The sequence below is a fragment of the Aeromonas sp. s6 genome, assembly GCF_040907815.1.
Classification (GTDB): domain Bacteria; phylum Pseudomonadota; class Gammaproteobacteria; order Enterobacterales; family Aeromonadaceae; genus Aeromonas; species Aeromonas caviae.
Genome location: NZ_JBFOCN010000030.1, coordinates 47,891 through 74,156 on the forward strand (window position 1 = coordinate 47,891; position 26,266 = coordinate 74,156).

A 26,266-nucleotide genomic window follows, 5' to 3' on the forward strand; every position below is an offset into this window, starting at 1 on the left:
CGGGGAAGGAGATTTAACCTTATGACCAAATCAGATCTCATCGAACAACTGGCAGCCAGCCGCATGCATATGCCGGCCAAGGATGTCGAAGCCGCTATCAAGGAGATCCTTGAGCAGATGGCATCGACCTTGCAAAACGGCGACCGGATTGAAATCCGAGGATTTGGCAGTTTCTCGCTGCACTATCGTGCGCCCCGCGTGGGTCGCAACCCCAAGACCGGGGACAAGGTTGAACTGACCGGGAAATATGTCCCGCACTTCAAACCTGGCAAAGAGTTGCGCGAACGCGTCAACATCATCGAATAATGCAGAAAACGGCATACCTGAGTATGCCTTTTTCATTTTTATGTTCTGGAGTCTGCCCGTTGTCGGGTTTCTCACACTCTTTTCCCATTCGCGCTAGAGTCTGCCTGTGATTTTAAGGATAATCAGTCACTCATTCGCTACAGACAGGGAGCTCCCATGAAGCGTATCTTGGCCCTCATTCCACTGGTGCTGGTGTTTGTCCTGACCCTTGCCATCGGTTCTCAAAATGGTCAGCTGGTGCAGTTCAACTACTTGATCGCCCAGGGGGAGTTCTCGCTCTCCATGTTGCTGGGGTTCTTCTTCGCCGGCGGTTTTCTGCTGGGCTGGCTGGTATTTGGTCTGCTGTTCCTGCGTCTCAAACTGCAAAATCGCACCCTGAACCGAACCATGCGTCGTCAATCTCGCGAGTTGGAGCTTGCCCGGTCGACAACCAAGGAATAATGTCCCTCGATGCTTGAACTGCTTTTCCTGCTGTTGCCCATCGCCGCCGGTTATGGCTGGTACATGGGCCGCAGGAGTGTTCGCCAGGACACCCAGCAACAGAGTAACCAGTTTTCCCGCCAGTACGTGGCGGGCCTCAACTATTTGCTCTCTGACGAGTCGGACAAGGCGGTGGATCTCTTTATCCAGCTGCTGGAAGTCGACAGCGAAACCATCGAAACCCACCTCTCCCTCGGCAACCTGTTCCGTCAACGGGGCGAGGTCGATCGCGCCATCAAGATCCACCAGAACCTGGTCGCCCGTCAGCTGACCCGTGAGCAGCGTCAGCTTGCCTTGCAGGAGCTGGCCCGTGACTTTCTGGCTGCCGGATTGCTCGATCGGGCCGAAGCACTCTGGAAAGAGCTGTGTGATGACAGCGATTTCGAAGAGACGGCTCTGGCACAGCTCCTGATCATTCATCAGCAGTTGCGTGACTGGGACAATGCCATCGCCGTGGCGGTGCGTCTGCAGAAATTCCAGGGCAAGAAACTGGCCGAGCCCATTTCCCACTTCTATTGCGAACAGGCGGAGAGTGCCTTGCGCGATGGCGACAAGCCTGCGGGCATCGCCAAGCTCAAGCGTGCGCTCGGTGCCCACCCGGCCTGTGCCCGCGCCAGCCTGCGGCTGGCCGATCTGGCGATGGAGGAGGGCAGGTTCGAGGATGCGGCCAAGGAGCTCCTGCGGGTGTTCGAGCAGGACATCGACTTTGCCTCCGAAGCCATGCCAAAACTGCTCGAATGCTATCGCCAGCTTGGTCGCAGCCAGGAGCTGATCCCGCTGCTTGAAAAAGCGGTAGAGGATCATGCGGGGGTCAGCGTGACCCTGGCGCTGGCCAATCTGGTGGAGGCCCGCGATGGGTTGAGTCAGGCCCGTGCGCTGGTGCTGCGCCAACTGCGTCGCCACCCCTCCATGAAGGGGTTTTATCAGCTGGTCGGTTTCCAGTTGGCCAGTGCCGAGGAGGGGCCTGCCAAGGAGAGCCTGGAGCTGCTGCAACAGTTGGTCGGTGAGCAGATCAAGATCAAGTCGACCCACAAGTGCCGTCAGTGCGGCTTTGCCACCCATTCGCTGTTCTGGCAATGCCCTTCCTGCCGGCAGTGGGGCACCATCAAGCCGATCCGAGGGCTGGATGGGGAGTAAACGCCAGCGAGGCCAACACGCCCGGGCGAGCACGGATACCCAAGAATTTCAGATGCCAGCGTGCAACCGGGCCCCGGCTCTGCTGCGCCTGGCTGTGGCATAACAATCCATAGGAAGTGACATGCAAGACCCCAAAGTACTGGTCGCGCTGGATTATCAGCACGAAGCCGACGCCTTTGCCTTCATTGAGCAGATCTCACCGGCCCAGTGCCGCCTCAAAGTAGGCAAGGAGATGTTTACCCTGTTTGGTCCCCAGTTCGTTCGTCAACTGGTGGCCAAGGGGTTCGACGTCTTCCTGGATCTGAAATTTCACGACATTCCCAACACCGTCGCCAAGGCGGTGGCGGCCAGTGCGGAGCTGGGCGTCTGGATGGTGAATGTCCATGCCAGCGGTGGCGAACGCATGATGCGTGCCGCCAGAGAGGCGTTGCTGCCATACGGGGACAAGGCGCCCCTGCTCATCGGGGTAACCGTGCTGACCAGCATGGAGCAGTCCGACATGGCGCCCCTGGGTCTGGATGTGACGCCGGCAGAACAGGTGATCCGCCTGGCCACCCTTGCCAAGGCGGCCGGGCTGGATGGTGTGGTCTGCTCCGCGGAAGAGGCGAGTGTGCTGAAGGGGCTGCTGGGAGCCGAATTCAAGCTGGTGACGCCGGGCATTCGTCCGAGCGGATCGGCTGCCGGTGATCAGCGCCGCGTCATGACGCCGCTGGCAGCGGTGGAGGCGGGGGCGGATTATCTGGTGATCGGCCGTCCTATCACCCAGTCCTCGGATCCCGCCGCCGTGCTTGGGGCGATCAATGCCGAGCTTTGCCGGTAACGGCGTAATGGGCGAATGAGCGCAGGCCGGATCCCAGATCCGGCCTGCTGCATTTTGGCCGTGGGCTGGCCCTGCCTATAGGGAGTTCAGGAGTGGACGGCCTGGGTGTCCAGACGAATGGGGAAGAGGCCGAGCAGCAGGCCGGCGAGTGCGCCGATGAAGTGTGACTCGATGTGCACCCTGGCACCGATCAAGGCGGAGACAGGGCTCTCGCCGGCACTGTAAAAGTCCACACCGAGCTTGATGGCGACGCCCGCCAGCATCAGCCAGCCGGAGTGACGGCGAAAGCGGATGTCCTGCATGGCACCCCATACGAACAAGCCGTGCAGCAGGCCGGAGAGTCCCATGTACCACTGGGTTTGCGGGCAGCCCCACCAGATGCCGAGTCCGACCGCCGTTCCCAGCAGCAGCAACAGCACGGGCAGGCGCCATCCCGTCAGGTACTCCTGAAACAGGCTGTAGAGCACGGCCAGACCGCTCAGGTTGAGCAGCAGGTGCCATCCATTGGTGTGTGCCAGATTGCCTGTTATGATGCGCCACCCTTCGCCCTGGGCGATCAGGTCGCGATCGAAGGCGAGCTGATGATTTGGCACGGTGAAAAAGAGCAAGGCAGTGACGAGCGAAAGCGCGATGACCCAGAGCAGACCCGATTTTCCTGACAACATGAAGCAGCCCAACGACAAAGAGAGCCGATACTGTACACGCTGTACCCGGGCCCTCAAAGCGTGCCTGTGCGATTATATTCAGCGGGTGCCGAACCTGGCTGCGCTCCATATTCTGCAACACCCTGCCGAAGTAGGTCACCCCAAGGGGACGGCTGCGTTGCTGGCGGCGTCCCTGACCGATGTACGCATTCATGTGGGAGAGGATTTTTCCGACGACGAAGGGCTCAATGCCCTGCTTGCCGACCCCGCTGTCCAGTGCTACGTGCTGTGGCCCGATGAGGAGGCCCTGACCCTGATAGAGGCAAGGGAGCATCTCCTGAGAAGTGGGCGCACCGTGCGAGCCCACTTCATCCTCCTCGATGGCACCTGGCGCAAAGCCTATCGCATGTTGCACAGCTCGCCTGCACTGCTCGGGTTGCCGCGGATCTCCCTCGGCGCCATTGCTGGACAATATTCCATTCGCAAAAAGCCCTTTGAGGAGGCATTGTCCACCCTGGAAGCGGGCTACCATCTGTTGTCCCGGTGGGAAGGAGAGCCTGAGCGCTTCGCCCCGCTGATGACCCTGTTTACCCATTTGAACCGGCAGTGGCATGACTTTGCACAAGGCCGCCGCCGTTGAGTTGCCCAGAGGAGTGAAAAACATGAAAAAAGCCGTCGTGGTCTTCAGTGGTGGGCAGGACAGCACCACCTGTCTGGTGCAGGCACAGGCCCGCTATGACGAAGTGCATGCCATCACCTTCGATTACGGCCAGCGCCATCGGGCGGAGATTGACACCGCCCGCCATCTGGCGACGGCGCTCGGGATCGCCGCCCACAAGGTAATGGATGTGACCATGCTCGGGGAGCTGGCCATCTCTGCGCTGACCCGGGACGACATACCGGTGAGCTTCGAGCTTCAGGAGAACGGCCTGCCCAACACCTTCGTACCGGGACGCAACATCCTGTTCCTGACCCTGGCGGCCATCTATGCCTATCAGGTGGGTGCCGAAGCGGTGATCACTGGGGTGTGCGAGACCGACTTTTCCGGTTATCCCGATTGCCGCGACGACTTCGTAAAGGCGCTCAATCAGGCGGTCTCCCTGGGGCTGGATCGCCCCATCCGCTTCGAAACCCCCCTGATGTGGCTCGACAAGGCCGAAACCTGGGCGCTGGCGGATCATTACGGTCACCTCGATACCGTGCGTCACCAGACGCTCACTTGCTACAACGGAATCCAGGGAGATGGTTGCGGGGCCTGTCCGGCCTGCGAGCTGCGTCGCCGTGGCCTGGATCACTATCTGGCTGACAAGACCGGCATCCGTGCCAGACTTTACGAGAAGAGTGGACTGGGCGAGAAAAGCGGATCCTGAGCCTGTGCCTAGCCCGGGTTTGGGGTATAATCCGCCCCTTTTGCAGCAAGTCGTGACCAAGATGCACTACCCAATCAACGAGATCTTCCAGACCATCCAGGGGGAGGGGGTATTTACCGGCCTGCCCGCCATCTTCGTTCGCCTTCAGGGCTGCCCGGTGGGCTGCCCCTGGTGCGATACCCGCCACACCTGGGTGGTGGACCCCGAGCGTGAGGTGGCCCCTGGCGAGGTGCTCGATCGTTCCAATGAGTCCGACGGCTGGAGCAAGATGAGCACGGAAGATATCCTGGCCAGCTTTACCCGGCTCGGTTACCGGGCCCGTCACGTGGTGTTGACCGGTGGTGAGCCCTGCCTCTACGACTTGCGCGAGCTCTCTTCGGCCCTGGTGGCATCGGGTTATCAGGTGCAGATCGAAACCAGCGGGACCAGCGAGGTGCTGACCCATGAGCAGACCTGGGTGACTGTTTCCCCCAAGATCGGCATGAAGGGTGGGTTGCCGGTGCTGGTCTCTGCACTGGAGCGGGCCAACGAGATCAAGCACCCGGTGGCCACCGAGCACCATATCGAGGAGCTGGATGCCCTGCTGGCCACCGCCCGGCTGCGCCCCGATGTGATGATTGCGCTGCAACCCATCAGCCAGAAAGCCAGGGCCACGGAGCTGGCCATGGCGACCTGCATCGCCCGTAACTGGCGACTCTCCATCCAGACCCATAAATACCTGAATATCGATTGATATGGATGGACTCAGCGATGAGCGCATCTTGCTGATGCTGGCCAGCAAGATGCCTTACGGGAAATACAAGGGGCGGCGCATCATCGATATTCCCGAACCCTATCTGGTATGGATGGCGCGAAGCGGTTTTCCGGCCGGTATCCTGGGCCAGTCTCTGGCACTGGCCTACGAGGTAAAGCTCAATGGACTCGAGTCCATGATTATTCCCATTATTAACAGGATGTCAGAATGAGAATATATACAAGGCAAGGGGACAAGGGGCTCACGCGACTGGCCGATGGCACTTCCTTGGCCAAAGACGATAAACGTGTCGAGACCTATGGCGCCATCGACGAGCTGAATTCCCAAATAGGCTTGTTGATGGCTGAAATACCCGTCGGGGAGAGCACACTCCTGGCCGATCTCATATTGTTGCAGCAGGAGCTGTTTGATCTGGGCGGGGAGCTGGCATTTTCCAGTGAATCGCAAACGGATGCGCTGTGGCAGGTGAATGAGGCTTGGACGAACAGGCTCGAGCAACAGATCGATGCCTACAGTGCCGGGTTGCCGGTGCTGCGCAATTTTATTTTGCCGAGCGGTTCGCGGGCGGCGGCCCAGGCACATGTGGTGCGTACCCTGACCCGTCGCTGTGAGCGCCTGCTGCTTGGGTTGAGCCGCGTAGAGCGGGTGAATCCGGCCGTTTTGCCCTACCTCAACCGGCTGAGCGACTGGTTTTTCACCATCGCCAGATACCTGCTGGTATCGTCGGGTACCCCGGAGATCCTCTGGGTCAAGGCGGCTGACAGAGGCTGACCACCGCTCGAAGCAGCAATAAAAAACCTCGCCTTGCGAGGTTTTTTATTGCTGTGGAAAGGGGCCTGATATTGCAGTCAGATGGCAAAGGCTTCCACAGATTTGCCTTCAGCAACGGCCTTGGCAATGACCGAGGGCATGCGGCCCTGACCGGTCCAGGTTTTTTCCACGCCATTGTCAAGATAACGATATTTGGCGGGGCGGGGCGCACGTTTGCTGACCTTGGTATTCTCGGGAACCACGGTGTTGACCAATTCGGCGGGATCGATCCCTGCGGCCCTCAGCATTTCGGCATATTCGGCAATTTTCTTTTGATGCTCTTCACGGGCCTGGCGTTCGGCGGATTCATCTTGTCGACGTTCATCGACGATGGCGGAGAGCTTTTCCAAGCCTTCTTCCAGTTGTTCCAGCGTCAAATCGCGGCAAACTGCACGCAGGCTACGGATATTCAACAGCACTTTCAGAAATTCGTTCATATTGGCTACCACGCGAGCAAAATATTAAGGGAAGAACTGGTTTTTCGATAATTTATAGGGGTGTTTGGCACCAAGTCAAGCCTGCCCAAATAATTAATTAGGCTGATAAATTAAGTCTTGAAATAGATATGAAGGATATTTTTATCCGTTTGACGGGCCAGCATCTTCGAATGGGTTCATGTCAGATGAAAATATCGCCAGTAGAGTCTTTGATGAACCATTTGACTATCTTTGAAGATGTGGGTGCCACAGAAACCTTGAAATTTAATCAAAAAACTTGCTATCACCCGGCGGCTCGATAAAATGTGGCGCGAATACCTTTAAGTAGAGGCGCGCTGCCTATGAGTAACCGAGCGGAGGGTGATGCCTGCGATGCTCGATGAAAGGAGTCGGCGCCGAAGTGACCAGGCCATCATACCGGGTTGCTGGTTCTGCATCTAATAGGTGCAGGACTGCCATAGTCATCCACTATGGAGCGCTACCTGAAGGGGCTGAGGAGTATACCCTCCCCATGGGTTTTGTTTCTTTGATCCTCTCGGTAGATCTCCACCTGTTGTCTTTAGGTGCAAAGAGATCATGGACATCGTTCATTACGCCGACTCCGGTTGGTCCGTCGTTCCCCCCCTGCTGGCCGTTGCGCTGGCGATCATCACCCGCCGCGTCCTGGTGTCGCTGGGGGTGGGCATAGTCGCAGGCAGCCTGCTGCTCAACCAGTTTTCTCCCCTTGCGTCCCTGCATTACATGCTCGACACCGTGCTCAGGATCTTCTGGGTCGACGGTGCGCTCAATCGTGACAACGTCAACATGATCCTCTTCATGTTGCTGCTGGGCGGCCTCATCAGCCTGATGAGCGTCTCCGGTGCGACCCGGGCGTTTGCCGAGTGGGCGGAGCGCCGCGCCAAGACCCGCAAGGGTGCCAAGTCCCTGACCGGTCTGATGGTGTTCGCCTTCTTCATCGACGACTTCTTCCACAGTCTGTCGGTGGGGGCCATCTGCCGTCCGGTGACCGATCGCTTCCAGATCTCCCGCGCCAAGCTGGCCTATCTGCTGGACTCCACCGCCGCGCCGGTCTGCGTGCTGATGCCGGTCTCCTCCTGGGGGGCCTACATCATCGCCCTCGTCGGCGGCATCATGGCGGCTCATGGTCTGACCGACCAGAGCCCCATCTCCGCCTTCGTCGAGATGATCCCCATGAACCTCTATGCGGTGTTCACCCTGATCATGGTGCTGGTGGTGATCGCCTTCCAGCTCGACATCGGCCCCATGCGTCAGCATGAGCAGTGGGCATTGGAGGGCAAGCTGTGGGACGAGTCCAAGGGGCGCCCCATCGGGCTCGACATGGAGAGCCCGGAGGAGAGCAATGGCGGCATGATTGACATGGTGCTGCCCATCCTGACCCTGACCTTGGCCACCGTCTATTTCATGATTGACTCCGGGGCTGCGGTGCTGGCCGACAAGGGGCTGCCGTTCAGCGTGCTCGGCTCCTTCGAGAACACCAATGTCGGCTCCTCCCTGGTCTATGGTGCCCTGTGCAGCCTGGTGGTCTCCATCGGTCTGGCCATGCGCCTCAAGCTGGGGGCAAGCAACTGGATGAAAGCGGCTCCGCAGGGGATCATGGCCATGCTGCCCGCCATCAACATCCTGCTGTTCGCCTGGACCATCGGCGCCGTGGTGCGCGATGTGGAAACCGGCAAATACCTGGCCTCCCTGGCCAATGGCAATCTGTCGGTGGAAGTGCTGCCCGCCGTGGTTTTCGTGCTCTCCTGCGCCATGGCGTTTGCCACCGGCACCAGCTGGGGTACCTTCGGCATCATGCTGCCGCTGGCCGGCGACATGGCGGCCGCCAGCGACATCAGTCTGATGCTGCCCATGCTGGCCGCCGTACTGGCAGGGTCCGTGTTCGGGGATCACAGCTCCCCCATCTCCAGCACCAGCATCCTGTCTGCCACCGGGGCCGGTTGCCATCACATCGATCACGTGATGACCCAGCTGCCCTATGCCCTGGCCATCGCCTTTGGCGCTGCGCTCGGCTACCTGGTGATGGGGCTGATGCACTCCGCGCTGGCCGGTTTCACCGTGAGCGGGCTCTGGTTCCTGATCTTCTCCGGTTACCATTTGCGCAAAGCCCGGGCGTATAGCGCCGTGGCAGTTGCATAAGAGAACAAGGGGCCTGCGGGCCCCTTGGTTTTGGCAGGGGCTTTGGTTAGCATGCGCCCCATCACTCCCGTTTCGGAACCCCATCATGGCTTCACTGCACTACAAATTTGCCACCATGAACTCAGGCAAATCGACCCAGCTCATCCAGGCCCACTTCAACTATCTGGAGCGTGGCATGTATCCGCTGGCCATGACGCCCGCCATCGACGATCGCTTCGGTGCCGGCGTCATCAGTGCCAGGGTCGGTCTTGAGCTGAAAGTGGAGGTGTTCAGCGACAGCTGCGATCTCTTCGAGATGGTCAAGGCGCGCCACGCAAAGCGGCACATCGATGTCTTCATCGTTGACGAGGCGCAGTTCCTGACCCGTGAGCAGGTCTACCAGCTCGCCCGCATCGTCGACGAGCAGGACATTCCGGTGATTGCCTATGGTCTCAAGACCGATTTTCGCGGCGAACTGTTTCCCGGCTCCTACCACCTGCTCTGTCTGGCGGACAAGTTCGAGGAGCTAAAAAGCATCTGCTGGTGCGGCAACAAGGCCCACATGAACTCGCGGGTCAACGAGGCGGGGCAGGTGATGCGCGACGGTGAGCAGGTGGAGATCGGCGGCAACGATCGCTATGTGTCGCTCTGCCGCAAGCACTATCTGGAAGGGCGGGCCTTCAAGTAACCCGTGGCTGGCTCGTGCAGCCTGGACATCAAAGAGGGCGCCCATCTGGCGTCCTCTTTGTCTATGGGAGTCAGTCGATCTCGATGTCGACAGGGGCGATGATGGGGTCGGCCGCCGGCAGGCGGTGGAAGAGCTGGCGAAAATGCTGTTGTACCCGGCCTATGTCCACCAGGGACATGCCGGAGGCGAAGCCGAACCAGACGTAGAGCCCGGTGAGGTCGCGAAACATGGGAGGGAGGTAGCGGGGGGCGTCGATGAGCCCCTCCAGATAGTGCTGATAGAGCACGGGGATGTCGTCCAGGGTCACCTTGCCGACGAACAGCATGGGCAGGATCTCCGGCACCCCCTCCAGCACGGCGCTGCGAATGAAGTTCACCGTCTCCACATAGCCCTTCACATAGGAGAGATCCTTGGTAAAGCAGGCGCCCCCCTCGACCATGCCTCCGCGAAACACCCGCTGGGTGATCTTGTAGGCGTCGTGCTCGCTGGCCCCCTTGGCCACGAAGTGGCGGAACACCTCGATGAAATCGGCGCCACGCTCCGCCATGTCGATGGCCATGACCCGATCCGAGATGCGCTTGGCCCTGTCCGGGAAGGAGCTGAACGTGAGGGTCTCGATGAGTACTGCCAACCCCTCCTGACAGGCGGTGATGCGGGGCGAGCCGGCACCGAGCCAGGTGGCGTAAGATTGCTGGCGGCCGTTGAGGGTGGTGCCGACGTGAACCCAGCCTTCGTGTACCTCCAGCACCTGCAGATCGAGTTCCGAGAAACGGGCGTGGGAGTTGAGCTTGATGTAATCCCCCCCGGCGGCGGCATCGGAGACGATGCCATCGCTGAGCTTGACCTGGACTGTGCCGTCGCTGAAGTAGCTCGACAGCTTGCCTTGCAACCTCGCCACCGCGGCTTCCCCCTCGAACTCCTTGGGGTAGGGGCGCACCAGATGGCGGGCGCCGGGCAGGGAGAAGATGTCGCACAATCTGGCCCCCAGCTCCTTCAGGGTCTTGCGATCCCCGCGCAGGTGATCGCTTGCCGAGCCGTAGAGCCGCTGACTGTAGCGCTGAAAGTCCGGCTGCCCGCGCTGGCGCAGCATCTCGATGACCACCATGTACTGATCCACCGTCTCTTGCAGGATCCGGCCGAGATCGTCCTGGGGGCCGAGGCGCCGGCGGATCCTGTCCCTCAACTCCTTGAGCTCAAGGTACTTGTTGCGGGGATCGAACCCCAGGGGGAGGGATTCATAGAAGTGCCTGTCGATGGCGGGCAGTGCCTTGCCGCCACTTGCCAGAAAGTCGCTTTGCAGGTGACGGGGCCATTTGATGGCATCCAGGATGCGGATGGGTTTTTGCAGGGCGAGCAGTTCATCCGAGAGGGATTTGAGGTGCAGGCGATACTTTTCTTGGATGGTCATCGGGCTCTTTGGAGGCGAGTGCGCTACGAGAATGGCTGAGTATAGGCACAGGGCCTGTCAAAAAGAAGCGAGACGACGGGGATCCGGCCTGTGTGCTTTTGGTTGTCTGAAAATTGGTTTAGACTGCGCCCCTTGATCTCTACCGTGTCGTGAAAATGATGAATATCCCCAGCTCTGAAATGATAATGCGTTGGTTGCAACAGGCCCGGATCGAGCACTATGTGTGCGATCAGTGTCATGGCATCCACATGGTCTCCCTGCAGTCCGTCGAGGGCATCCAGGAGAGCCGGATCTTCGTGGAAGAGGAAGGGCTGCTGTTCTCATCCGAGCTGGAGGTGCGCCCCTCATCGCTACTGCCCCTGGTGGCCGAACTGGGTCGTCTCAACATGCAATATCCGTCCCTCAAGGTGTTCCTCGACATCATCGATGACAACCTGCCACGCCTCGTTGTGGGTCACACCGTCTTTACCAAGGCGGGTCTCACCGTCGAGCAGTTCCTGCTGTTCGTTGAAAGCACCACGGCAGCCACCCATGAAGTGGTTTCCGAATGTGAACGCCTTGGCTTCCTCAATCTGCCGGAAATCCAGGTCGCACCGGAATCCGTTCACTGACTTCAGCACCTGAACTGTGCGTTTAATGTGCGAACGGTTCGCTGCGGCTAAAAAGCCGTTGACGGCGGCGGGGCTTTCCCCTAAATTACGCCCCGTTCCGGCGCAACAGCGCAGTGAACCCGTGTTGGCTGAACACGTTAAACCACAGACCAAAATTTGGTGGGATGTCCGAGTAGCTGCCCACCGACGAAGTCGGCAAGAAAGCACGCGTAGCGTGCTCCGAAAGCCACTTCAAAGAAGTAAAAATTTGGTGAGGTGTCCGAGTGGCTGAAGGAGCACGCCTGGAAAGTGTGTATACGGCAACGTATCGAGGGTTCGAATCCCTCCCTCACCGCCAAATAAAACAAAAGGCCCTGTCGCAAGACGGGGCCTTTTGTTTTTCCGGTAGCCGGCAATCTGGTCTCTACCCGGTATCGACAGGCGGGTGGACTAGCCCGCTTGGACAGCCGAAGGCTGCCCGCAGGGCGAGCGCCAGGGATGGTGCGAGTCAATCCCGACCCAGCACCAAATTAGAAAAACCGACCTCAGGGTCGGTTTTTTGCTTTCTGAGCCAGCCGTACACACCCTTATTCCCGTCACGGTGTTATCTCTTCAGCTTGGAGATAGAGGGGACATTTCTGTACTTGTACTCCCGGGGCAGCCCTTAGTCGACAGGCAGCTCATCCGTTGCCATCTCATAGGCATCAAATTGCTCGGCAGGGATCGCCACGCGGCCCGGTTTCACAAACAGGGTCGCGATGGAAGGTGCGTTCAGCAATGACGACAAGATGGAATCCCTGGCGTCTACCCCTTCCTGCAATACAGTGAGCTGGACTACCGACAGTACGCCGTCCTCATGAGCCATTTCGAGGCATACGGCTGCACCGTGATCGCGGCACCATGTGCTCAGGCGCCTTGGGGGCGAAGCGTACAAATACGCTCACCCTCTGCTGGCATCGCGGGACTTGCTGATCCCATGGAGGGGTTGCTCACCGATAACCTGATATTGCGTGCCACTAATAGACACAATGACATTCGCTAAAAATTTAGGCTCCATGCAGAGCCTAAATATTCCTTCTCTCATCGAAGCCATGGGCAGATACGCGAAAATCTTGCCGGCGTGATTGTGATAGTAATCACAGTTCGAGCGTTTAGATTTATCCTTCCTCGACCGGGTCACTCCTTTTGTTACACTGCGTGACATCATCCTGAATAAGGACGCGGCTGCGCTCGGTGAATTACCATGTTTAATAATCAGTTGGTCTCAACATTAAATGCCTTCGAGTTCAAGGTATATAACTATGTAATAAAGAACCATCAGACGGTTATCTATATGACGGTCAGGGAATTGGCCGAAGCCTGTGATGTGTCGACCGCCACCATATTGCGATTTTGTAAGAAGATGAATTGCAGCGGTTATGCGGAATTCAAAGCCTATCTAAAAATGAATGCCGAGAAGCGCGGCGAAATATCGCTGCCACACGGTGCCAACGAGTTCCTCTCTTTTTTCAAGAGCATCAACAATGACGAATTCGACGCCTTGATCGCGAGCGCCGCCGAGCAGATCGCGGGGGCCGAGCGGGTGATCTTCGTGGGGGCGGGCAGCTCGGGCACGCTGGGGCGCTACGGGGCGCGCTTCTTCTCCAACATCGGCAAGTTCAGCAACCACATCGATGATCCCTACTACCCGGTCAACACCGACATGTACAAACAGGCGGTGGCGATCGTGCTCTCGGTCTCCGGGGAGACCACCGAGATAATCAAGTTGGCGAAGCAGTTTCTGTTTCATCACTGCAAGCTCATCACTATTACCAGCAATAATAAATCCACCCTGGCCCAGATGGCGGATTTCAATATTTCATATCATGCGGCCAGGCTGGTGGTCGACAATGAATATGATATTACCACCCAGGTGCCGGTGATTTATATCATCGAATCCATCGGTCGCCAGTTGGCAAACAAGATAAGTGCCGAGGTGTCACAGGGTGTGTCTTTTATGTAACAAGTAACAAAGCGGGTATTTTGTTATATCGTGACAAGGATGAATGCTTTCCCTACCATCGATTCATAACATTTGAATTGTTTCGATATTAATTAATAAATGGCAGGGAAGGATCATTATGGCAATAAACTATGCGGACTCGGCGAAACAGATCGTCGAGTTGATTGGTGGTGACAGCAACGTCATCAGCGTCACCCACTGTGCCACCCGGCTGCGGTTTGTCCTAAAAGAGATGGGACGGGTCGACAAGGAGGTGTTGAAACGGGTGCAAGGGGTCATCACCGTCATCGAGTCCAGCGGTCAGCTGCAGGTGGTGATCGGCAACCACGTCGGGGATGCCTATCGGGAAGTGCAAAAACGGGTGCAGATCGACGAAAACGCCGTGGTCGACGCCCCCAAGGTGGGTATGGTGAACCACCTGATGGACATCATCTCCAGCATCTTCGCCCCCTTCCTCTACCCACTGGCCGCCTGCGGCGTGTTGCAGGGGCTCATCTCCTTCTTCGCCGCCATCGGCTGGATGGACACCGCCAGCGGCACCTTCCGCATCCTCAACTTCGTCTCCTGGACCGGCTTTACCTTCCTGCCGGTGATGGTCGCCTTCACCGCGGCCAAGAAGTTCAACGTGAACCCCTTCACCGCCGTGATCGCCGCCTGCGCCCTGGTGTCGCCCGATTACATGAACATGCTGACCGCGAACAAAATCATCCTGGCAAACTCCGCGGATCCGGCGGTGCAAGCGCTGATGCAGTCGGCGATGGAGAACCCGGCCATCAACGAGGCCATCGTCAACCTGGTGGGGGTTCCCCTTAACAGCGCGCCGCTCAGCTTCCTCGGTCTGCCGGTGCAGTACCTGAGCTACACGGCCTCGGTGATCCCCATCATCCTGATGGTGTGGGCCATGTCCTATGTGCAGCGCTTCTTCGAGCGGATCCTGCCGGTGGTGGTACGCAACCTCTTCACCCCCATGTTCTGCCTCGCCATCATGGTGCCCCTGACCCTGCTGGCCTTCGGCCCCATCGGCAACCTCATCGGCGGCGCCATCGGTGGCATCTACAACACCCTCTATCACCTGAGCCCGTCCATCGCCGGCTTCGTGGTGGGGGCTGTCTGGACACCCCTGGTGACCCTCGGCGTGCACTGGGGCATCACCCCGGTGACGGTGGGCAACTACGCCACCCTGGGCTATGACACCTTTACCGGCCTGCAAGCCTCCGCCGTGTTCGGCATCGCCGGCGCCGTGTTCGGGGTCTACTTCAAGGCCAAGGATCCCGAGCTGAAAAGCGTGACCCTCTCGGCCGGCGTGACCGCCCTGTTTGGCATCACCGAACCCGCCATCTACGGGGTGGCCCTGCGCTTCAAACGCCCGCTCATCTGCGGCTGCCTGGCCGGTGCCATCGGTGGTACGGTCGCGGGAGCCTTCAACGCGGTCTCCTGGAGTTACTGCATCCCCGGCATCGCCGTGCTGCCGGTGTTCTTCAAAGAGGGCCACATGGCGCAGTTCCTGGGCTTCCTGCTCTCCATCGGCGTAGCCTTTACCCTGGGCGTCATCTTCTCCTGGATGGCGGGCTTTCAGACAGATGCCGAAATAAGCCAACCCCAGCCGCTGACATCCAAAGCCGTATAAGGAGCGACAAGTCATGAACAACGCATTACCGAAAGACTTTCTGTGGGGGGGGGCGGTCGCCGCCCACCAGGTAGAAGGGGGCTGGGATCAGGGCGGCAAGGGGCTCAGCATCGTCGATGTGCTCACCAGCGGCGCCCACGGGGTGGAGCGCGTCATCACCGACAAGATTGAGGCCGGTCATCGCTACGCCAACCACGAGGCGGTGGATTTCTACCACCGCTACAGAGACGACATCGCACTGTTTGCCGAGATGGGCTTCAAGTGTTTTCGCACCTCCATCGCCTGGTCGCGCATCTTCCCGCTGGGGGATGAGGCCGAGCCGAACGAGGCGGGGCTGCGTTTTTATGACGACATGTTCGACGAGCTGCTGCGCCACGGCATCGAGCCTGTCATCACGCTCTCCCACTTCGAGATGCCGAACCACCTGGTGACCCAATACGGCGGCTGGAAGAGCCGCACCGTGCTGGACTGCTTCGTGCGCTTTAGCGAGGTGGTGCTGCGCCGCTACCAGCACAAGGTCAAATACTGGATGACCTTCAACGAGATCAACAACCAGCGCAACTGGAAGGTGCCGCTGTTTGGCTACTGCTGCTCCGGGGTCATCTACAACCAGGAGCCGAACCCGGAAGAGTGTATGTACCAGGTGCTGCACCATCAGTTCGTGGCGAGCGCCAAGGTGGTCAGTCTGGGCCATGAGATCAACCCGGGCTTGCAGATCGGCTGCATGCTGGCCATGGTGCCCCTCTACCCCTACTCCTGCCACCCGGACGATGTGATGTATGCGGAAATCGCCATGCGCGAGCGCTTCCTGTTCGGGGACGTTCACATGCGCGGCCATTACCCCGCCTATATCCGCAAGGAGTGGCAACGCAAGGGCTATGAGATTGTCATGGAAGCGGGGGATGAGGAGACGCTGCGGGCGGGCTGCGCCGATTACATCGGGCTGAGCTACTACATGAGCAACGCGGTGCGGGCCCACGGCGCCGGCACGGGCACCGCCTTGTCGGGCTTCGAGGGCAGTGTACCCAACCCCCATGTGAAGGCCTCAGAATGGGGTTGGCAAATCGACCCGGTGGGGCTGCGTTACACCCTGAACCTGCTCTATGGCCGCTACGAGAAGCCGCTGTTTATCGTCGAGAACGGCTTCGGGGCGCGGGATCAGAAAGACGAGCGGGGAGAGATAGACGATGACTACCGCATCGCTTACCTGCGCGCCCATATCGAGCAGATGAAGCTCGCCATCGTCGAAGACGGGGTGGATGTCATGGGCTACACCCCCTGGGGATGTCTCGACTGCGTTTCCTTCACCACAGGGGAGTACAGCAAGCGCTACGGCTTTATCCACGTGGACAAGAACGACGACGGCAGCGGCAGCTTTGCGCGCAGCAAGAAGCGCAGCTTCGACTGGTATCGCCAGGTCATCGCCAGCAACGGCGGGACACTATAACTGGGTGATTCAATATGCTGCCTTGATTAAATAAAACCTGTTATTGATACCGCAAAGTGCCATTTAACTATGTGGCTATGCAGGTTTTTTAATGTAAAGGCAGTGTAATATCTTCCCCTGACAAGGCTGGTGTGACATGTCGACACTGAGTTGTCGAGCCGTGGATCCCGCCCTTATCCGCAATAAGAAAAACCGACCTGATGGTCGGTTTTTTGTTTTGGCTGTTCTGCCTGGTACCGCTCAGACGCTGCCTTAGTTTGCCATCCCCCCTCGGATTTTGTCTGCCAGCCAGCGCGGTGAGCCCATGTGCCTTATTTCACCGCTATTTCACTACTTCCAGCACCGGCATCGGGTACTTGCCTTCGCGAATGGCTTTGTTCGGCCCATACAGCCGCATGATGATGTAGGCATCCTTCTCCGGAATGGGCAGCCAGTTCGGGTTGCTGGCATCCCCCTTGGCACTGAGCTCTATGGTGTACATACCATCCGGGCCCGGCTTGAGGGTGCGATCCCCACGGCTGTGGCGGTTGATGGTGTTATGGGCCATCAGCTTGTTATCCGTGCCGTAGACGGTGAAGGACCAGAACTGGCTGACCTCGGGCGCCTTGAAATGCATGCGGTATTGCTTGCCGTTGGCGCCGTTGATGCTCTGGCCATCGGATCCCTTGAGTGCCTGTAGATAGACGGACTCTTCCGGCGGTAGTCCCCATTGTCCGATCAGGGTGCCTTCGGCGAACAGATCGCGCTTCTGGTTTTGAAGCTCAGCCCGGGTGCCGAGCAGCCCTTCCGAGCTGGTCATCTTGGGCAGGAGCGCGTTGAGATAGGCCAAGCCCTGTTTCTCGCCTTGCTTCGCCGCGGCCATTTGCGCCGCGCTCAGCTTGGTGTTGCAGGGCGCGAGGCCCGTCTCCTTGTACTGCGCCAGCCAGTGCTTGTCGGCGGTGCCCATGTCCCCCTGACACAGCACGAAGTTGACCCGCTGCAACCAGTTGGTGCTCGCCGGATCCGGCCACTGGTGCTCGGTGGCTTTGGGCCCAGGCTGGCCGAGATAGGCCGACAGGGTGCGCACGTTCCAGTCATCCATGTAGCCAAGGGCGACCTTCTCGTCGTCCTTGCTGGTGGCCATGATGCGGCCCATCACTTTGAGGATGTCGGAGTCGACGCGGATCACCTCGGTGACGCTGGCCGGCGTCTCGCCTTTCCAGCTACGGGAGGCAAACATGAAGTGACCCCCCTTGGTGCCGTGGGTGCGGGAGCCGATCATCGAGGTGGTGTAATGGCCCATGTCCATGGTGTGCAGGATCCAGTAACGGCCCTTGTCCATGTCCGGCACGCTGATGATCACCGGCTCCGCACTGAGATCCAACCAGCCCTGCAGGTGCAGGGTATCGTTGTTGATGGTCGGGTGATCGGTGTAGGTATCGTCCGCCAGGTGGCGAATGTTCTGGAAGCGGTTCAGCGGGGTGTCGGTCTTGACCGCCGTTTCATAGAAGAACTTGTAGGCCTCATCCATGGAATAGCCGTAGATATAGGCATCTTGTGCCATTTTATCAGTGATTTGTGCCATGGCAGGCATGGCTGCGATACATAACACTGCCGCAAGGGATAGCTTTCTCATAAGTGCTCCACTCCTGTTCATGGTTTATGCGCGCTCGAAATCCGCCAGCTTGAAGGTCTTGTGGTTTAATTCGTCGGTCGGGCCATAGAAACGCATGGCCGGCAGCGGGCGTTTGCCACTGGTCGGGATCCAGTTGTTTTCCTTGCCTGGCGGGGCGGTCGGGCCCACGTAGAGGGTGATGCTGCCGTCCGGATTCTTGGCCATCTTGTCGAGATCGTAGGAGGAGAGGGTGGTGCGCCCGCTCTCGCTGTAGATAAAGGACATGGTGTCGCGGTTGTAGACCGTCAGTGCCCAGAACTGCTTGACCGGCATCTTGGCCGGGATGGTGAGCTTGTAGAGCTGACCGGCTTCCAGCAGTTTGCCGTTGTTGTCCGCGAGGCACATCAGGTACTGGGTGGCCGGGGTATCGCTCAGCGCCTTGGGCATATAGGTACACCAGAAGTACTCGGCGGCGCGATTGATGAGGTCGATGCGATCCTCATAAGTGAAGGTGAAGGTCTTGTTGTCATCGCTCTGCAAGAGGGAGGCGTAGTGCCTGTCAGGCCAGTAGCGTTTCTCCTTCGGGAAATTGTCATACCAATGCTGCATGTAGAACCAGGCATCGATGGCCGCCTGGCGCATCGCCTTGCGGGTTTTCTCATCCGGGTTGAATGAGGTGCCGCGACCTATGCCAAGGGAGGTGAGCATCCCCATCATCACCTTGTCCTGCTCGCGCACGGGTTCGACGCTGGCCACTGCATGCAGGTCGTCGAAGTGACGCTCGTCGTAGTAGGGCAGGGTCGGGTAGCGCTTGTTGCCCGGATCGACGAAGCGCTGGGTCGGCGGATTGCTCGCCTCGGAGAGAGAGTACATGCGCAGGCGCTTGGAGTAGTGATAGGCATCGTTCGTCGACTTGCCGGGCGCTGGCACAGAGCGAAAGGCAAACGCCACGCGATAATTCGGGGAAGGAACATGCAGATAGCCGGCCGGGATCGGCTCGCTGTAGCCGGGGGGCGTCAGCAAAAACTTGCCGCCCTTGCCTTGGTCGAGCCCTGCCGGGCCCACATCCGCGATGGTGAATTGCCAGGCATCGACAATCTGCCCATACAGGCTGCCATCCGGGCCCGCAGCGGGCACTTCCAGCACGGTGGGGCCGTGTTGCAAGTCGGTGAAGGCCGTGATGTAGGGGGTGGTGCTGTTGGCCGTGATGGCCTCGAGATGCGGGGTGGCAGGCTTGGCATAGGCGATGATGTCGTTGTCTTTGAGACCCAGATTGTCGAAGGCGGCGCGCCGGAAGCTGTAGATGGCGACCGCCGGCATGTTCCACAAGACAGCCTCGAAGGCCCGCTGGTACTTGATCTGGTACTCAAAATCTTCGACCGAGCTGACGGAGCCCGCTGGCGGCAGGCCACTCTCGGTTTCACCTGGTTGGCCGGCGCCATGGCGCAGTGGTGTCTTCAGTGACAACCCTTCGGCAAACGCCGGAGTCGGAAGTCTCAATGTCGTCAGACCGACGGCGGATCCCAGTGCTAGCTTGTAAAACTCTCTGCGTGTAATTGGCATTTAAACATCCTTGCTGATGTGGGTCGCTTCAATTCTATCCCGATGACTATAGAAGGATTCTTGTGAAGACTCGGGCCTGAGTGTCATACGTGAACATTTCATGGGACGGCGATCATGTCCACTCATTGAAATGGGGTTGTGCCCATGAAGGTGAGCGCGTCAGGCCCTGCTGGGGTATTTCCTGGTTTCCCGGGGCTGGGGGCATTGGCCATCTCCCCTTGCGGGTTGGTCGATGGCAGCACTCAAAGGGGAGGGATGGGACTCCCCTTTAGCATCGATAAAAAAGCCCGGTAGTGATACCGGGCTTGGTGGTCGAGCAGTGCTTTAGCCTCAGGCGAGGTCGAAGCGATCCAGATTCATCACCTTGGTCCAGGCCGCCACGAAGTCCTTCACGAACTTCTCCTTGGCATCCGCACTGGCGTAGACCTCCGCCAGGGCGCGCAGCTGGGAGTTGGAACCGAACACCAGATCGACCCGGGTTCCGGTCCACTTCACCTTGCCGCTCTGGCGATCACGGCCTTCATAGACTCCCTGGCTGCCCGCCGCCGGCTTCCACTCCGTGCCCATGTCGAGCAGGTTGACGAAGAAGTCGTTGGAGAGGGTACCCGGGGCGGCGGTAAAGACCCCGTGGCAGTTGCCCGCGTTGGTGCCGAGCACCCGCATGCCGCCCACCAGTACCGTCATCTCGGGGGCACTCAGGGTGAGCAGCTGCGCCTTGTCGATCAGCATGGTCTCCGCGAAGCCCGCGCACTCGCCCGCGTAGTTGCGAAATCCATCGGCGAGGGGCTCGAGCACCGCGAAGGAGTCCACATCGGTCTGGGCCTGGGAGGCATCCATCCGGCCCGGAGTGAAGGGCACGGTCACGGCGACACCGGCTCTCTTCGCGGCCTGCTCGACCCCCACGCCGCCCGCCAGCACGATGAGGTCGGCGAGGGATACCCGCTTGCCGCCGGTGGCGGAAGCGTTGAAGGTCTGCTGTATCCCGTCGAGGGCCTGAAGCACCTTCGCAAGCTGGGCAGGCTGGTTCACGGCCCACTCCTTTTGCGGAGCCAGGCGGATGCGGGCACCGTTGGCGCCGCCACGCTTGTCGGAGCCACGGAAGGTGGACGCGGAAGCCCAGGCGGTCGACACCAGCTCGGCTACGGACAGGGAGGCCGCCAGGATCTTCTCCTTGAGCAGGGCCACGTCCTTGTCATCGATCAGGGGATGATTGACGGCGGGGATGGGGTCTTGCCAGATCAGCTCCTCTTTGGGTACCTCCGGCCCCAGGTAGCGGGCGATGGGGCCCATGTCACGGTGGGTCAGCTTGAACCAGGCGCGGGCGAAGGCATCGGCGAAGGCCTGCGGATCCTCGTAGAAGTGGCGGGAGATCTTGCCAAACTCGGGGTCAAAGCGCAGGGTCAGGTCGGTAGTGAGCATGGTCGGCTTGTGGAACTTGCCCGGGATGTGCGCATCGGGAATGATCTCCGGGGCATCCTTGGCCACCCACTGCTTGGCGCCGGCTGGCGACTTGGTCAGCTCCCACTCGTAGTTGAACAGGTTTTCAAAGAAGTTGTTGCTCCACAGGGCCGGTGTCTTGGTCCAGATCACTTCGAGCCCGCTCGAGACGGTATCCTTGCCATGGCCGCTGCCGTAGTCGCTCATCCAGCCGAGGCCCTGGGCCTCCAGAGGCGCGGCTTCCGGCTCTGGCCCCTTGTGGGATTCGGGCGCGGCGCCGTGGGCCTTGCCGAAGGTGTGGCCGCCGGCGATAAGGGCGACCGTCTCTTCATCGTTCATGGCCATGCGACCGAAGGTGGAACGGATGTCCTTGGCAGCCTCCATGTAGTCACCGCTGGCGTTGGGCCCTTCCGGGTTGACGTAGATGAGGCCCATGTGGGTGGCCCCGAAGGGGGCCGTAAGCTCGCGATCGCCCTTGACCCGATCGGGATCGACCCCGAGCCAGGCAATTTCATCCCCCCAGTTGACGTCCTGATCCGGCTCCCACACGTCGGGCCGCCCACCGCCAAAGCCGAAGGTGCGAAAACCCATGGTCTCCAGGGCGACGTTGCCGGCGAGGATCAGCAGATCGGCCCAGGAGATCTTGTTGCCGTATTTCTGCTTGATGGGCCAGAGCAGGCGACGGGACTTGTCGATGTTGACGTTGTCAGGCCAGCTGTTGAGGGGGGCGAAGCGCTGTTGGCCACGGCCGCCGCCACCGCGACCGTCGGTGGTGCGATAGGTGCCCGCAGCATGCCAGGTCATGCGGATGAACTGGGGGCCGTAGTGACCGAAGTCCGCCGGCCACCACTCCTGGGAATCCGTCATCAGCTTGACCAGATCTTTCTTGAGTGCCTTGTAATCCAGGCTGGCGAAGGCCTTGGCGTAGTCAAAGTCCTTGTCCATGGGATCGGCGCCGGGGGAATGCTGATGCAGCAGATCCAGCCGCAACTGGTTCGGCCACCAATCTCGATTGGTTCTGCCGACGCCGGCGGTGTGGTTGAAGGGGCATTTGCTTTCTTCACTCATCTCTGTCTCTCCTTGGCAGTCATGTGCAATGCAGACAACTCAGTATGGGAACTTTTCCTGCAACCGGCGGGGCATGTGACAGGTTGGGCCTTGGACCGGCATCGGGGGGTTATCAATAACTCCTTATATTTCAGCTAATTGATTAAGGATGGGATGACCGTATTACGAAAAGATGAATCGGTGCCATCGAATTTGGCTGCTCCTGGACAAGGGATAAGAGAAGGAAGGAGCGCCCTGGCAGCCGTGTTATCAATCTTTTTATCCATAACACGAGGGATCAGACCTGGACTTGCGCTGGGTCATGGCATGAGGAGGGCTTGTCTTGAGCGGGGCAGAAAACCCCATTTTTGTGACGGCGGTCCGGATTGCGTCCTGAGCAGGACGCCGAGCGCCAGAGGATGGGGTGGGGGCGTTGCGCCAAAAAGCGGACGGCGCAGAAACAAAAAGACCGGCCAGTGGCCGGTCCAAACAGACAGCGTGCTGCTGTCTCATCAGGCTGATCCCAGCCTGGAGGGGAATAATGGGGTGGCTGATGGGGCTCGAACCCACGACAACCGGAATCACAATCCGGGACTCTACCAACTGAGCTACAGCCACCACTGAAATCTGCCTTCGATACAGCAATCAAACTCATCAGTATCGATGGCGCGCCCTGCAGGATTCGAACCTGCGACCCACGGCTTAGAAGGCCGTACCTGTTAATAGAGTTAAAATGTCATCAGAATACGTCAAACATCAAATAAATATAATACTTTAAAATCAATGTCTTATTGCCGTTAAGTCTGTCTAGGTTAGCTGAGGAAATTTTATGTTGCCAAAATTAGCACTTCAGGCTTCTGCATTTTTAGTTGTTTTTTTGATCTAAAATGGATCATTCACTCGCTCGTACGCAAAAAAAAATGAGCCTCGATAGAGGCTCGTTTGGGGCGATGCAAGAGGCATTTGTCACATTGGTCAATTATCGTTTTAAGCGTTGCGCTTTCGAACTGAGTCCACCCAAAATTGAATCTGCAATCTCAGTGGGAAATGTATCAGGCAATTGCTGACGAACGATTGATATTACCTCATCCAGATTATCCGTCAGCTCGCTGATGATTTTTTCCATCTGCACTTGTTCAAAACCAATCGCCTTGGCCGTTTGATAAAAATGGCGAGGAAATATCTGCTCTATCGCGTATTTTTTGCCCTTGGTTGCAGTAAGCCCCATGGCCAACTTGGCATCACGGGGATGTAATCCTTTACCACCAAATGCAGGATACATGGAAAGGATGTCGTAAAACGGTGTAAGCCGGAAACGCCCTTCAGGTTCGATAAACACCGAGAAATTCTTGGCATGGCCATCAGTGGCAGCCAGCAGCCAGAACAACACCTGAGACTTCATAAACAGGTACCGATCCTGCTCCGGCGTGGCCGATCCCAGCAGGGTCGTCATGATGTCAGCAATGCCCGGTCCACCATGGCTCTCGTACTTGCGTGCTGACGGTACATTCAACACCTGGCAGAAGTCCTCTTGGGGCAGGCGCATGATCCAACTGCGATCCGTGGCGTAGCGCCGATCGAAGCGTTCCACCGCCAGAGCCTTGACCTTGCCGACCTGCATGATGAAGCAATGGGGAACCGGAAGACCCAATGCTTTGGCGATCAGGGTGCAGAGATATTCGTTTTCTACGCTCTGGGAGAGGTCTATCGAGTAGGAGTGGCTTTCGATCTTGCCAATGGGCAGCTTGATAATGTGGGTGGTTGGGGTCGCTGCATGCGGTAAGCACCAACGGTTGTCGAGGTAGAGTAACGCGGTCTTTTCCTGAGCCCCGGCGATGGATATCCGAAAATCGTCCTCTTCCCTCACCATACCAAGCGGGATCCCTTGCTGGTAGCTGGTCAGGATCTGCTCCAGTTCGGCGTCAGAGAGCGGCTTGCACTCAATGTGCTTAACGTCTGGCACAGGTCTGCCCTGAGCCACCAGTTGCAATGCCCCCACGCTGTCCTGGCCAATGCAACTGAGCAGATCAAAGGGTTGGGTGGAATCGGCTTGATAGCGCGCCACCACCCGGTTTCTTACTTCCGGGTTATCTGGCAGCAGATTATCGAAGAAGTTATAGGCCTCATCGCCCTGGTAGCGCTGCTGGCGTAATGGCATGGAGAGCGAGATGGGGCGGCTGCCTGGCAACTTCACCCACGATTCATCGTACTGAAATTGGTGAGCACCATTGGTCGCCTTGGTAAAGGTACCTACCCGGTATCCGTTCATGTAGACCGTCAGGCTGGCCATTACCACTCCTCCTTCCAGCCAGGCGTGGCGTTTTCCGCAGGATCGGTGCGTGGCCTGATATCGAGGGAGAGTTCCAGTGCGGCGAGGATCTTGAACAAGGTCTCCAGCTTGGTTGACTCGGGATTGAGCTCGAAGCTGGACACCGTGTCCTGCCTGATCCCCACCTTGCCGGCCACTTTGCCTTGGGAGAGCTTTTGCGAAAGCCTGGCATCCTTGAGACAGGCACTAAGTTGCTTGGCGCTGGTTACTTTCATGATTTGACTTACCTGGTAGCGTAATTTCTTTTAATTTACACGCTGTGGCAGGTATATCAATATTTACCTGCTTTAGGCGGTAAATGTTTTTCACACGCTAAAGGCGGTATTTAACCTTGATCCTCAGGTATGGGTGTCGCACTTTCGATTCAAGGGGCCATTAAAACAAGGTGTAACGAGTTTCAGCAGGAGTGCACTGGGGTTGGCGCAACAAAAGCCAAGGCGGCGATGGTGCGTCGGTTGATCGTCTCTGTCAGTGAGTCCATGATTGTTGCGATCGCTTCACGGGAGCTCACAAGTTCGCACCCGCGTTCGCTTCTTTAAATACCTTCTTGAATTGATGAGCACGAAATTTTGCCAATCTAGCCGAGGTTTCTCGGGAAAATTTGCAAATGCAGTGATGGTGTCATACCAAGCAGCCACCTCCATTGAAGATCTAAACTGGACAGGTCCCCAGTGTTATCGAAAACGGGGGGGCGCAACCAACAAGGTAACTCTGACATGTTGAAACCCATTCTGGTACAGCTCCGAGAGGCCTTGGCCGAGCTGCCCTACTTCACCCATATCGACAACCAGCATGACTACGAAAGTGCGCTGGCACTGATAGATGAGCTGGTGGATGACTACGATAACAACGTCCAGCTGTTAGACCTGCTGGCGGCCAGCATTGAGCGTTGGGAAGATAATGCTGAAGAGTTTGCCGAGTTTAACCGGCGGGTGGCGGCCATCCCTGCGTCATCATCGACATGAACCACTAGGCTAACGTCTTGCCGCCGGGCGCAGCCTACCGCATGAAGTCCGAGCACGACAACAAGCTGCTGATGGATCTTCGATCCAAAAATCGGATGGTTGCACACACTCCAGGGTGGTCAAAATTGGACGCTGAAAACCCCGGATGGATGAGTCAGACAGGAATGCCGCCTGACGGCCTTTGCTTTTCAGTGGTTCGTCTCCATCGGAAGCGCCCAAGTGAATTCCCCTTTATTACTACACCGGGGCCCAGATCAGCAGGCGCTGCCAGTTCGCTCACACAATGAGGGGAGGAGGGCCATGACACGACTAATGCTGCGATGACAATAAGGGGCATCGTAGCGTTGATCTCCAGCCCGCGCTTGATCAACGTTGATTTGCAAGAGCTGAGGGTAGTGATGGCAAGGATGGGATTCTAAATCATAGGTCCTCCAGGTTGACGCTGACGAACTCCGACCGTTTGACTCGCTCATCGACAATACGGTTCAGCTCGGCATCTTCGGCCAGTTCCAGATAGTAGGCGTAGAGCTCAGGCGGCACACAATAGAATGCTGGCTCGTTACGATAGAGGATGGCGACGGCATCGCCTTTTCCCTCTTTGATGGTCCCCATTGGATTGCGTCTGAGCTCTGTGATATTGGCAGTGGTGGCTGCCAGGCTTTGGTAACTCATGAT

The 26,266-nt window shown here is 58.4% G+C and carries 26 protein-coding genes, 2 tRNA genes and 1 riboswitch; of the genes, 17 read left to right on the forward strand and 11 right to left on the reverse strand.

The genetic code is table 11. The features are described 5' to 3' along the window. Positions 1 to 21: 21 nt before the first annotated feature. The 4 genes from ihfB (at position 22) to pyrF (ending at position 2,743) form a co-directional block, all read left to right on the forward strand. The gene (gene ihfB, locus AB5Y50_RS04325) at positions 22 to 306 is read left to right on the forward strand and encodes an integration host factor subunit beta (protein WP_005299934.1); all 285 of its coding nucleotides are present in this window, start codon (positions 22 to 24) and stop codon (positions 304 to 306) included. 156 nt (positions 307 to 462) lie between these two features. Continuing rightward, positions 463 to 747 (forward strand): LapA family protein, encoded by a 285-nt coding sequence (locus AB5Y50_RS04330; protein ID WP_010675000.1) that lies wholly within the window; start codon positions 463 to 465, stop codon positions 745 to 747. Between the two features lie 9 nt (positions 748 to 756). Further along, positions 757 to 1,923, forward strand: coding sequence for a lipopolysaccharide assembly protein LapB (lapB, locus tag AB5Y50_RS04335; RefSeq protein ID WP_010674999.1), 1,167 nt, complete (start codon positions 757 to 759; stop codon positions 1,921 to 1,923). A 121-nt stretch (positions 1,924 to 2,044) separates the two neighbouring features. Continuing rightward, positions 2,045 to 2,743 (forward strand): orotidine-5'-phosphate decarboxylase, encoded by a 699-nt coding sequence (gene pyrF / locus AB5Y50_RS04340; protein WP_010674998.1) that lies wholly within the window; start codon positions 2,045 to 2,047, stop codon positions 2,741 to 2,743. 86 nt (positions 2,744 to 2,829) lie between these two features. On the opposite strand, the gene rrtA is transcribed toward pyrF, so the two are convergent. Then, on the reverse strand, positions 2,830 to 3,408 hold the full coding sequence (gene rrtA, locus AB5Y50_RS04345) for a rhombosortase (protein WP_223937785.1): 579 nt from the start codon (positions 3,406 to 3,408) through the stop codon (positions 2,830 to 2,832). On the opposite strand from rrtA, the gene AB5Y50_RS04350 reads away from it, so the two are divergent. From AB5Y50_RS04350 to AB5Y50_RS04370, 5 genes are all read left to right on the forward strand, one after another. Next, positions 3,374 to 4,027, forward strand: coding sequence for a tRNA-uridine aminocarboxypropyltransferase (locus AB5Y50_RS04350; RefSeq protein WP_174217460.1), 654 nt, complete (start codon positions 3,374 to 3,376; stop codon positions 4,025 to 4,027). The genes rrtA and AB5Y50_RS04350 overlap by 35 nt on opposite strands. Positions 4,028 to 4,049: 22 nt before the next feature. After that, entirely contained in the window at positions 4,050 to 4,757 is a 708-nt protein-coding gene (queC, locus tag AB5Y50_RS04355; protein WP_010674995.1) for a 7-cyano-7-deazaguanine synthase QueC, read from the forward strand. Between the two features lie 61 nt (positions 4,758 to 4,818). Then, on the forward strand, positions 4,819 to 5,490 hold the full coding sequence (gene queE / locus AB5Y50_RS04360) for a 7-carboxy-7-deazaguanine synthase QueE (protein ID WP_010674994.1): 672 nt from the start codon (positions 4,819 to 4,821) through the stop codon (positions 5,488 to 5,490). Between the two features lies 1 nt (position 5,491). Then, positions 5,492 to 5,722, forward strand: coding sequence for a DUF3820 family protein (locus tag AB5Y50_RS04365; protein WP_010674993.1), 231 nt, complete (start codon positions 5,492 to 5,494; stop codon positions 5,720 to 5,722). Beyond that, on the forward strand, positions 5,719 to 6,282 hold the full coding sequence (locus AB5Y50_RS04370; RefSeq protein WP_010674992.1) for a cob(I)yrinic acid a,c-diamide adenosyltransferase: 564 nt from the start codon (positions 5,719 to 5,721) through the stop codon (positions 6,280 to 6,282). The genes AB5Y50_RS04365 and AB5Y50_RS04370 overlap by 4 nt, the downstream gene beginning before the upstream one ends. A 77-nt stretch (positions 6,283 to 6,359) precedes the next feature. Here AB5Y50_RS04370 and AB5Y50_RS04375 read toward each other — a convergent pair whose 3' ends face one another. Further along, the gene (locus AB5Y50_RS04375; RefSeq protein WP_010674991.1) at positions 6,360 to 6,758 is read right to left on the reverse strand and encodes an H-NS family nucleoid-associated regulatory protein; all 399 of its coding nucleotides are present in this window, start codon (positions 6,756 to 6,758) and stop codon (positions 6,360 to 6,362) included. A gap of 317 nt (positions 6,759 to 7,075) precedes the next feature. Beyond that, positions 7,076 to 7,247: riboswitch (Lysine riboswitch) on the forward strand. A gap of 87 nt (positions 7,248 to 7,334) precedes the next feature. Between AB5Y50_RS04375 and AB5Y50_RS04380 the strand changes: the two genes are divergently transcribed. Continuing rightward, a complete protein-coding gene (locus tag AB5Y50_RS04380; protein ID WP_368162419.1) occupies positions 7,335 to 8,915 on the forward strand; it encodes a Na+/H+ antiporter NhaC family protein in 1,581 nt (526 codons plus the stop codon). Between the two features lie 85 nt (positions 8,916 to 9,000). Beyond that, positions 9,001 to 9,582 (forward strand): thymidine kinase, encoded by a 582-nt coding sequence (locus tag AB5Y50_RS04385; protein WP_010674989.1) that lies wholly within the window; start codon positions 9,001 to 9,003, stop codon positions 9,580 to 9,582. Positions 9,583 to 9,652: 70 nt separating this feature from the next. On the opposite strand, the gene AB5Y50_RS04390 is transcribed toward AB5Y50_RS04385, so the two are convergent. Next, the gene (locus AB5Y50_RS04390) at positions 9,653 to 10,990 is read right to left on the reverse strand and encodes a flavohemoglobin expression-modulating QEGLA motif protein (RefSeq protein ID WP_010674988.1); all 1,338 of its coding nucleotides are present in this window, start codon (positions 10,988 to 10,990) and stop codon (positions 9,653 to 9,655) included. A 155-nt stretch (positions 10,991 to 11,145) separates the two neighbouring features. Between AB5Y50_RS04390 and AB5Y50_RS04395 the strand changes: the two genes are divergently transcribed. Both AB5Y50_RS04395 and AB5Y50_RS04400 read left to right on the forward strand, forming a co-directional pair. Beyond that, positions 11,146 to 11,601 (forward strand): YbjN domain-containing protein, encoded by a 456-nt coding sequence (locus tag AB5Y50_RS04395; RefSeq protein WP_160839247.1) that lies wholly within the window; start codon positions 11,146 to 11,148, stop codon positions 11,599 to 11,601. A gap of 249 nt (positions 11,602 to 11,850) precedes the next feature. Then, a tRNA-Ser gene (locus AB5Y50_RS04400) sits at positions 11,851 to 11,938 on the forward strand. Between the two features lie 306 nt (positions 11,939 to 12,244). On the opposite strand, the gene AB5Y50_RS04405 is transcribed toward AB5Y50_RS04400, so the two are convergent. Next, positions 12,245 to 12,367 carry a hypothetical protein gene (locus tag AB5Y50_RS04405; protein ID WP_258057335.1) on the reverse strand — a complete coding sequence of 41 codons (123 nt, stop codon included), beginning with the start codon at positions 12,365 to 12,367 and terminating at the stop codon, positions 12,245 to 12,247. A 456-nt stretch (positions 12,368 to 12,823) separates the two neighbouring features. Here AB5Y50_RS04405 and AB5Y50_RS04410 point away from each other — a divergent pair, with 456 nt between their 5' ends. The 3 genes from AB5Y50_RS04410 (at position 12,824) to AB5Y50_RS04420 (ending at position 16,656) form a co-directional block, all read left to right on the forward strand. Continuing rightward, positions 12,824 to 13,582, forward strand: a complete 759-nt coding sequence (locus tag AB5Y50_RS04410) for a MurR/RpiR family transcriptional regulator (protein WP_029314645.1) — start codon at positions 12,824 to 12,826, stop codon at positions 13,580 to 13,582. Positions 13,583 to 13,700: 118 nt separating this feature from the next. Then, a complete protein-coding gene (locus AB5Y50_RS04415) occupies positions 13,701 to 15,209 on the forward strand; it encodes a PTS transporter subunit EIIC (RefSeq protein WP_010674984.1) in 1,509 nt (502 codons plus the stop codon). A 13-nt stretch (positions 15,210 to 15,222) separates the two neighbouring features. Beyond that, positions 15,223 to 16,656, forward strand: a complete 1,434-nt coding sequence (locus AB5Y50_RS04420) for a 6-phospho-beta-glucosidase (RefSeq protein ID WP_010674983.1) — start codon at positions 15,223 to 15,225, stop codon at positions 16,654 to 16,656. A gap of 322 nt (positions 16,657 to 16,978) precedes the next feature. On the opposite strand, the gene AB5Y50_RS04425 is transcribed toward AB5Y50_RS04420, so the two are convergent. From AB5Y50_RS04425 to AB5Y50_RS04450, 6 genes are all read right to left on the reverse strand, one after another. Continuing rightward, on the reverse strand, positions 16,979 to 18,199 hold the full coding sequence (locus AB5Y50_RS04425; protein WP_010674982.1) for a DUF1254 domain-containing protein: 1,221 nt from the start codon (positions 18,197 to 18,199) through the stop codon (positions 16,979 to 16,981). A gap of 96 nt (positions 18,200 to 18,295) precedes the next feature. After that, a complete protein-coding gene (locus AB5Y50_RS04430) occupies positions 18,296 to 19,813 on the reverse strand; it encodes a DUF1254 domain-containing protein (RefSeq protein WP_029314641.1) in 1,518 nt (505 codons plus the stop codon). A 330-nt stretch (positions 19,814 to 20,143) separates the two neighbouring features. Next, positions 20,144 to 22,318 carry a catalase/peroxidase HPI gene (katG, locus tag AB5Y50_RS04435; RefSeq protein WP_010674980.1) on the reverse strand — a complete coding sequence of 725 codons (2,175 nt, stop codon included), beginning with the start codon at positions 22,316 to 22,318 and terminating at the stop codon, positions 20,144 to 20,146. A 521-nt stretch (positions 22,319 to 22,839) separates the two neighbouring features. Beyond that, positions 22,840 to 22,915: transfer RNA gene (locus tag AB5Y50_RS04440), tRNA-His, on the reverse strand. Between the two features lie 361 nt (positions 22,916 to 23,276). Further along, on the reverse strand, positions 23,277 to 24,587 hold the full coding sequence (locus tag AB5Y50_RS04445; RefSeq protein WP_010674979.1) for a type II toxin-antitoxin system HipA family toxin: 1,311 nt from the start codon (positions 24,585 to 24,587) through the stop codon (positions 23,277 to 23,279). Beyond that, a complete protein-coding gene (locus AB5Y50_RS04450; RefSeq protein ID WP_005329233.1) occupies positions 24,587 to 24,841 on the reverse strand; it encodes a helix-turn-helix domain-containing protein in 255 nt (84 codons plus the stop codon). The genes AB5Y50_RS04445 and AB5Y50_RS04450 overlap by 1 nt, the downstream gene beginning before the upstream one ends. Before the next feature lie 501 nt (positions 24,842 to 25,342). Here AB5Y50_RS04450 and AB5Y50_RS04455 point away from each other — a divergent pair. Then, positions 25,343 to 25,591 (forward strand): hypothetical protein, encoded by a 249-nt coding sequence (locus AB5Y50_RS04455; RefSeq protein ID WP_010674978.1) that lies wholly within the window; start codon positions 25,343 to 25,345, stop codon positions 25,589 to 25,591. 420 nt (positions 25,592 to 26,011) lie between these two features. Here the strand turns inward: AB5Y50_RS04455 and AB5Y50_RS04460 are convergent, their stop codons facing one another. Continuing rightward, positions 26,012 to 26,263 carry a type II toxin-antitoxin system Phd/YefM family antitoxin gene (locus AB5Y50_RS04460; protein WP_010674977.1) on the reverse strand — a complete coding sequence of 84 codons (252 nt, stop codon included), beginning with the start codon at positions 26,261 to 26,263 and terminating at the stop codon, positions 26,012 to 26,014. Between the last annotated feature and the right edge of the window lie 3 nt (positions 26,264 to 26,266).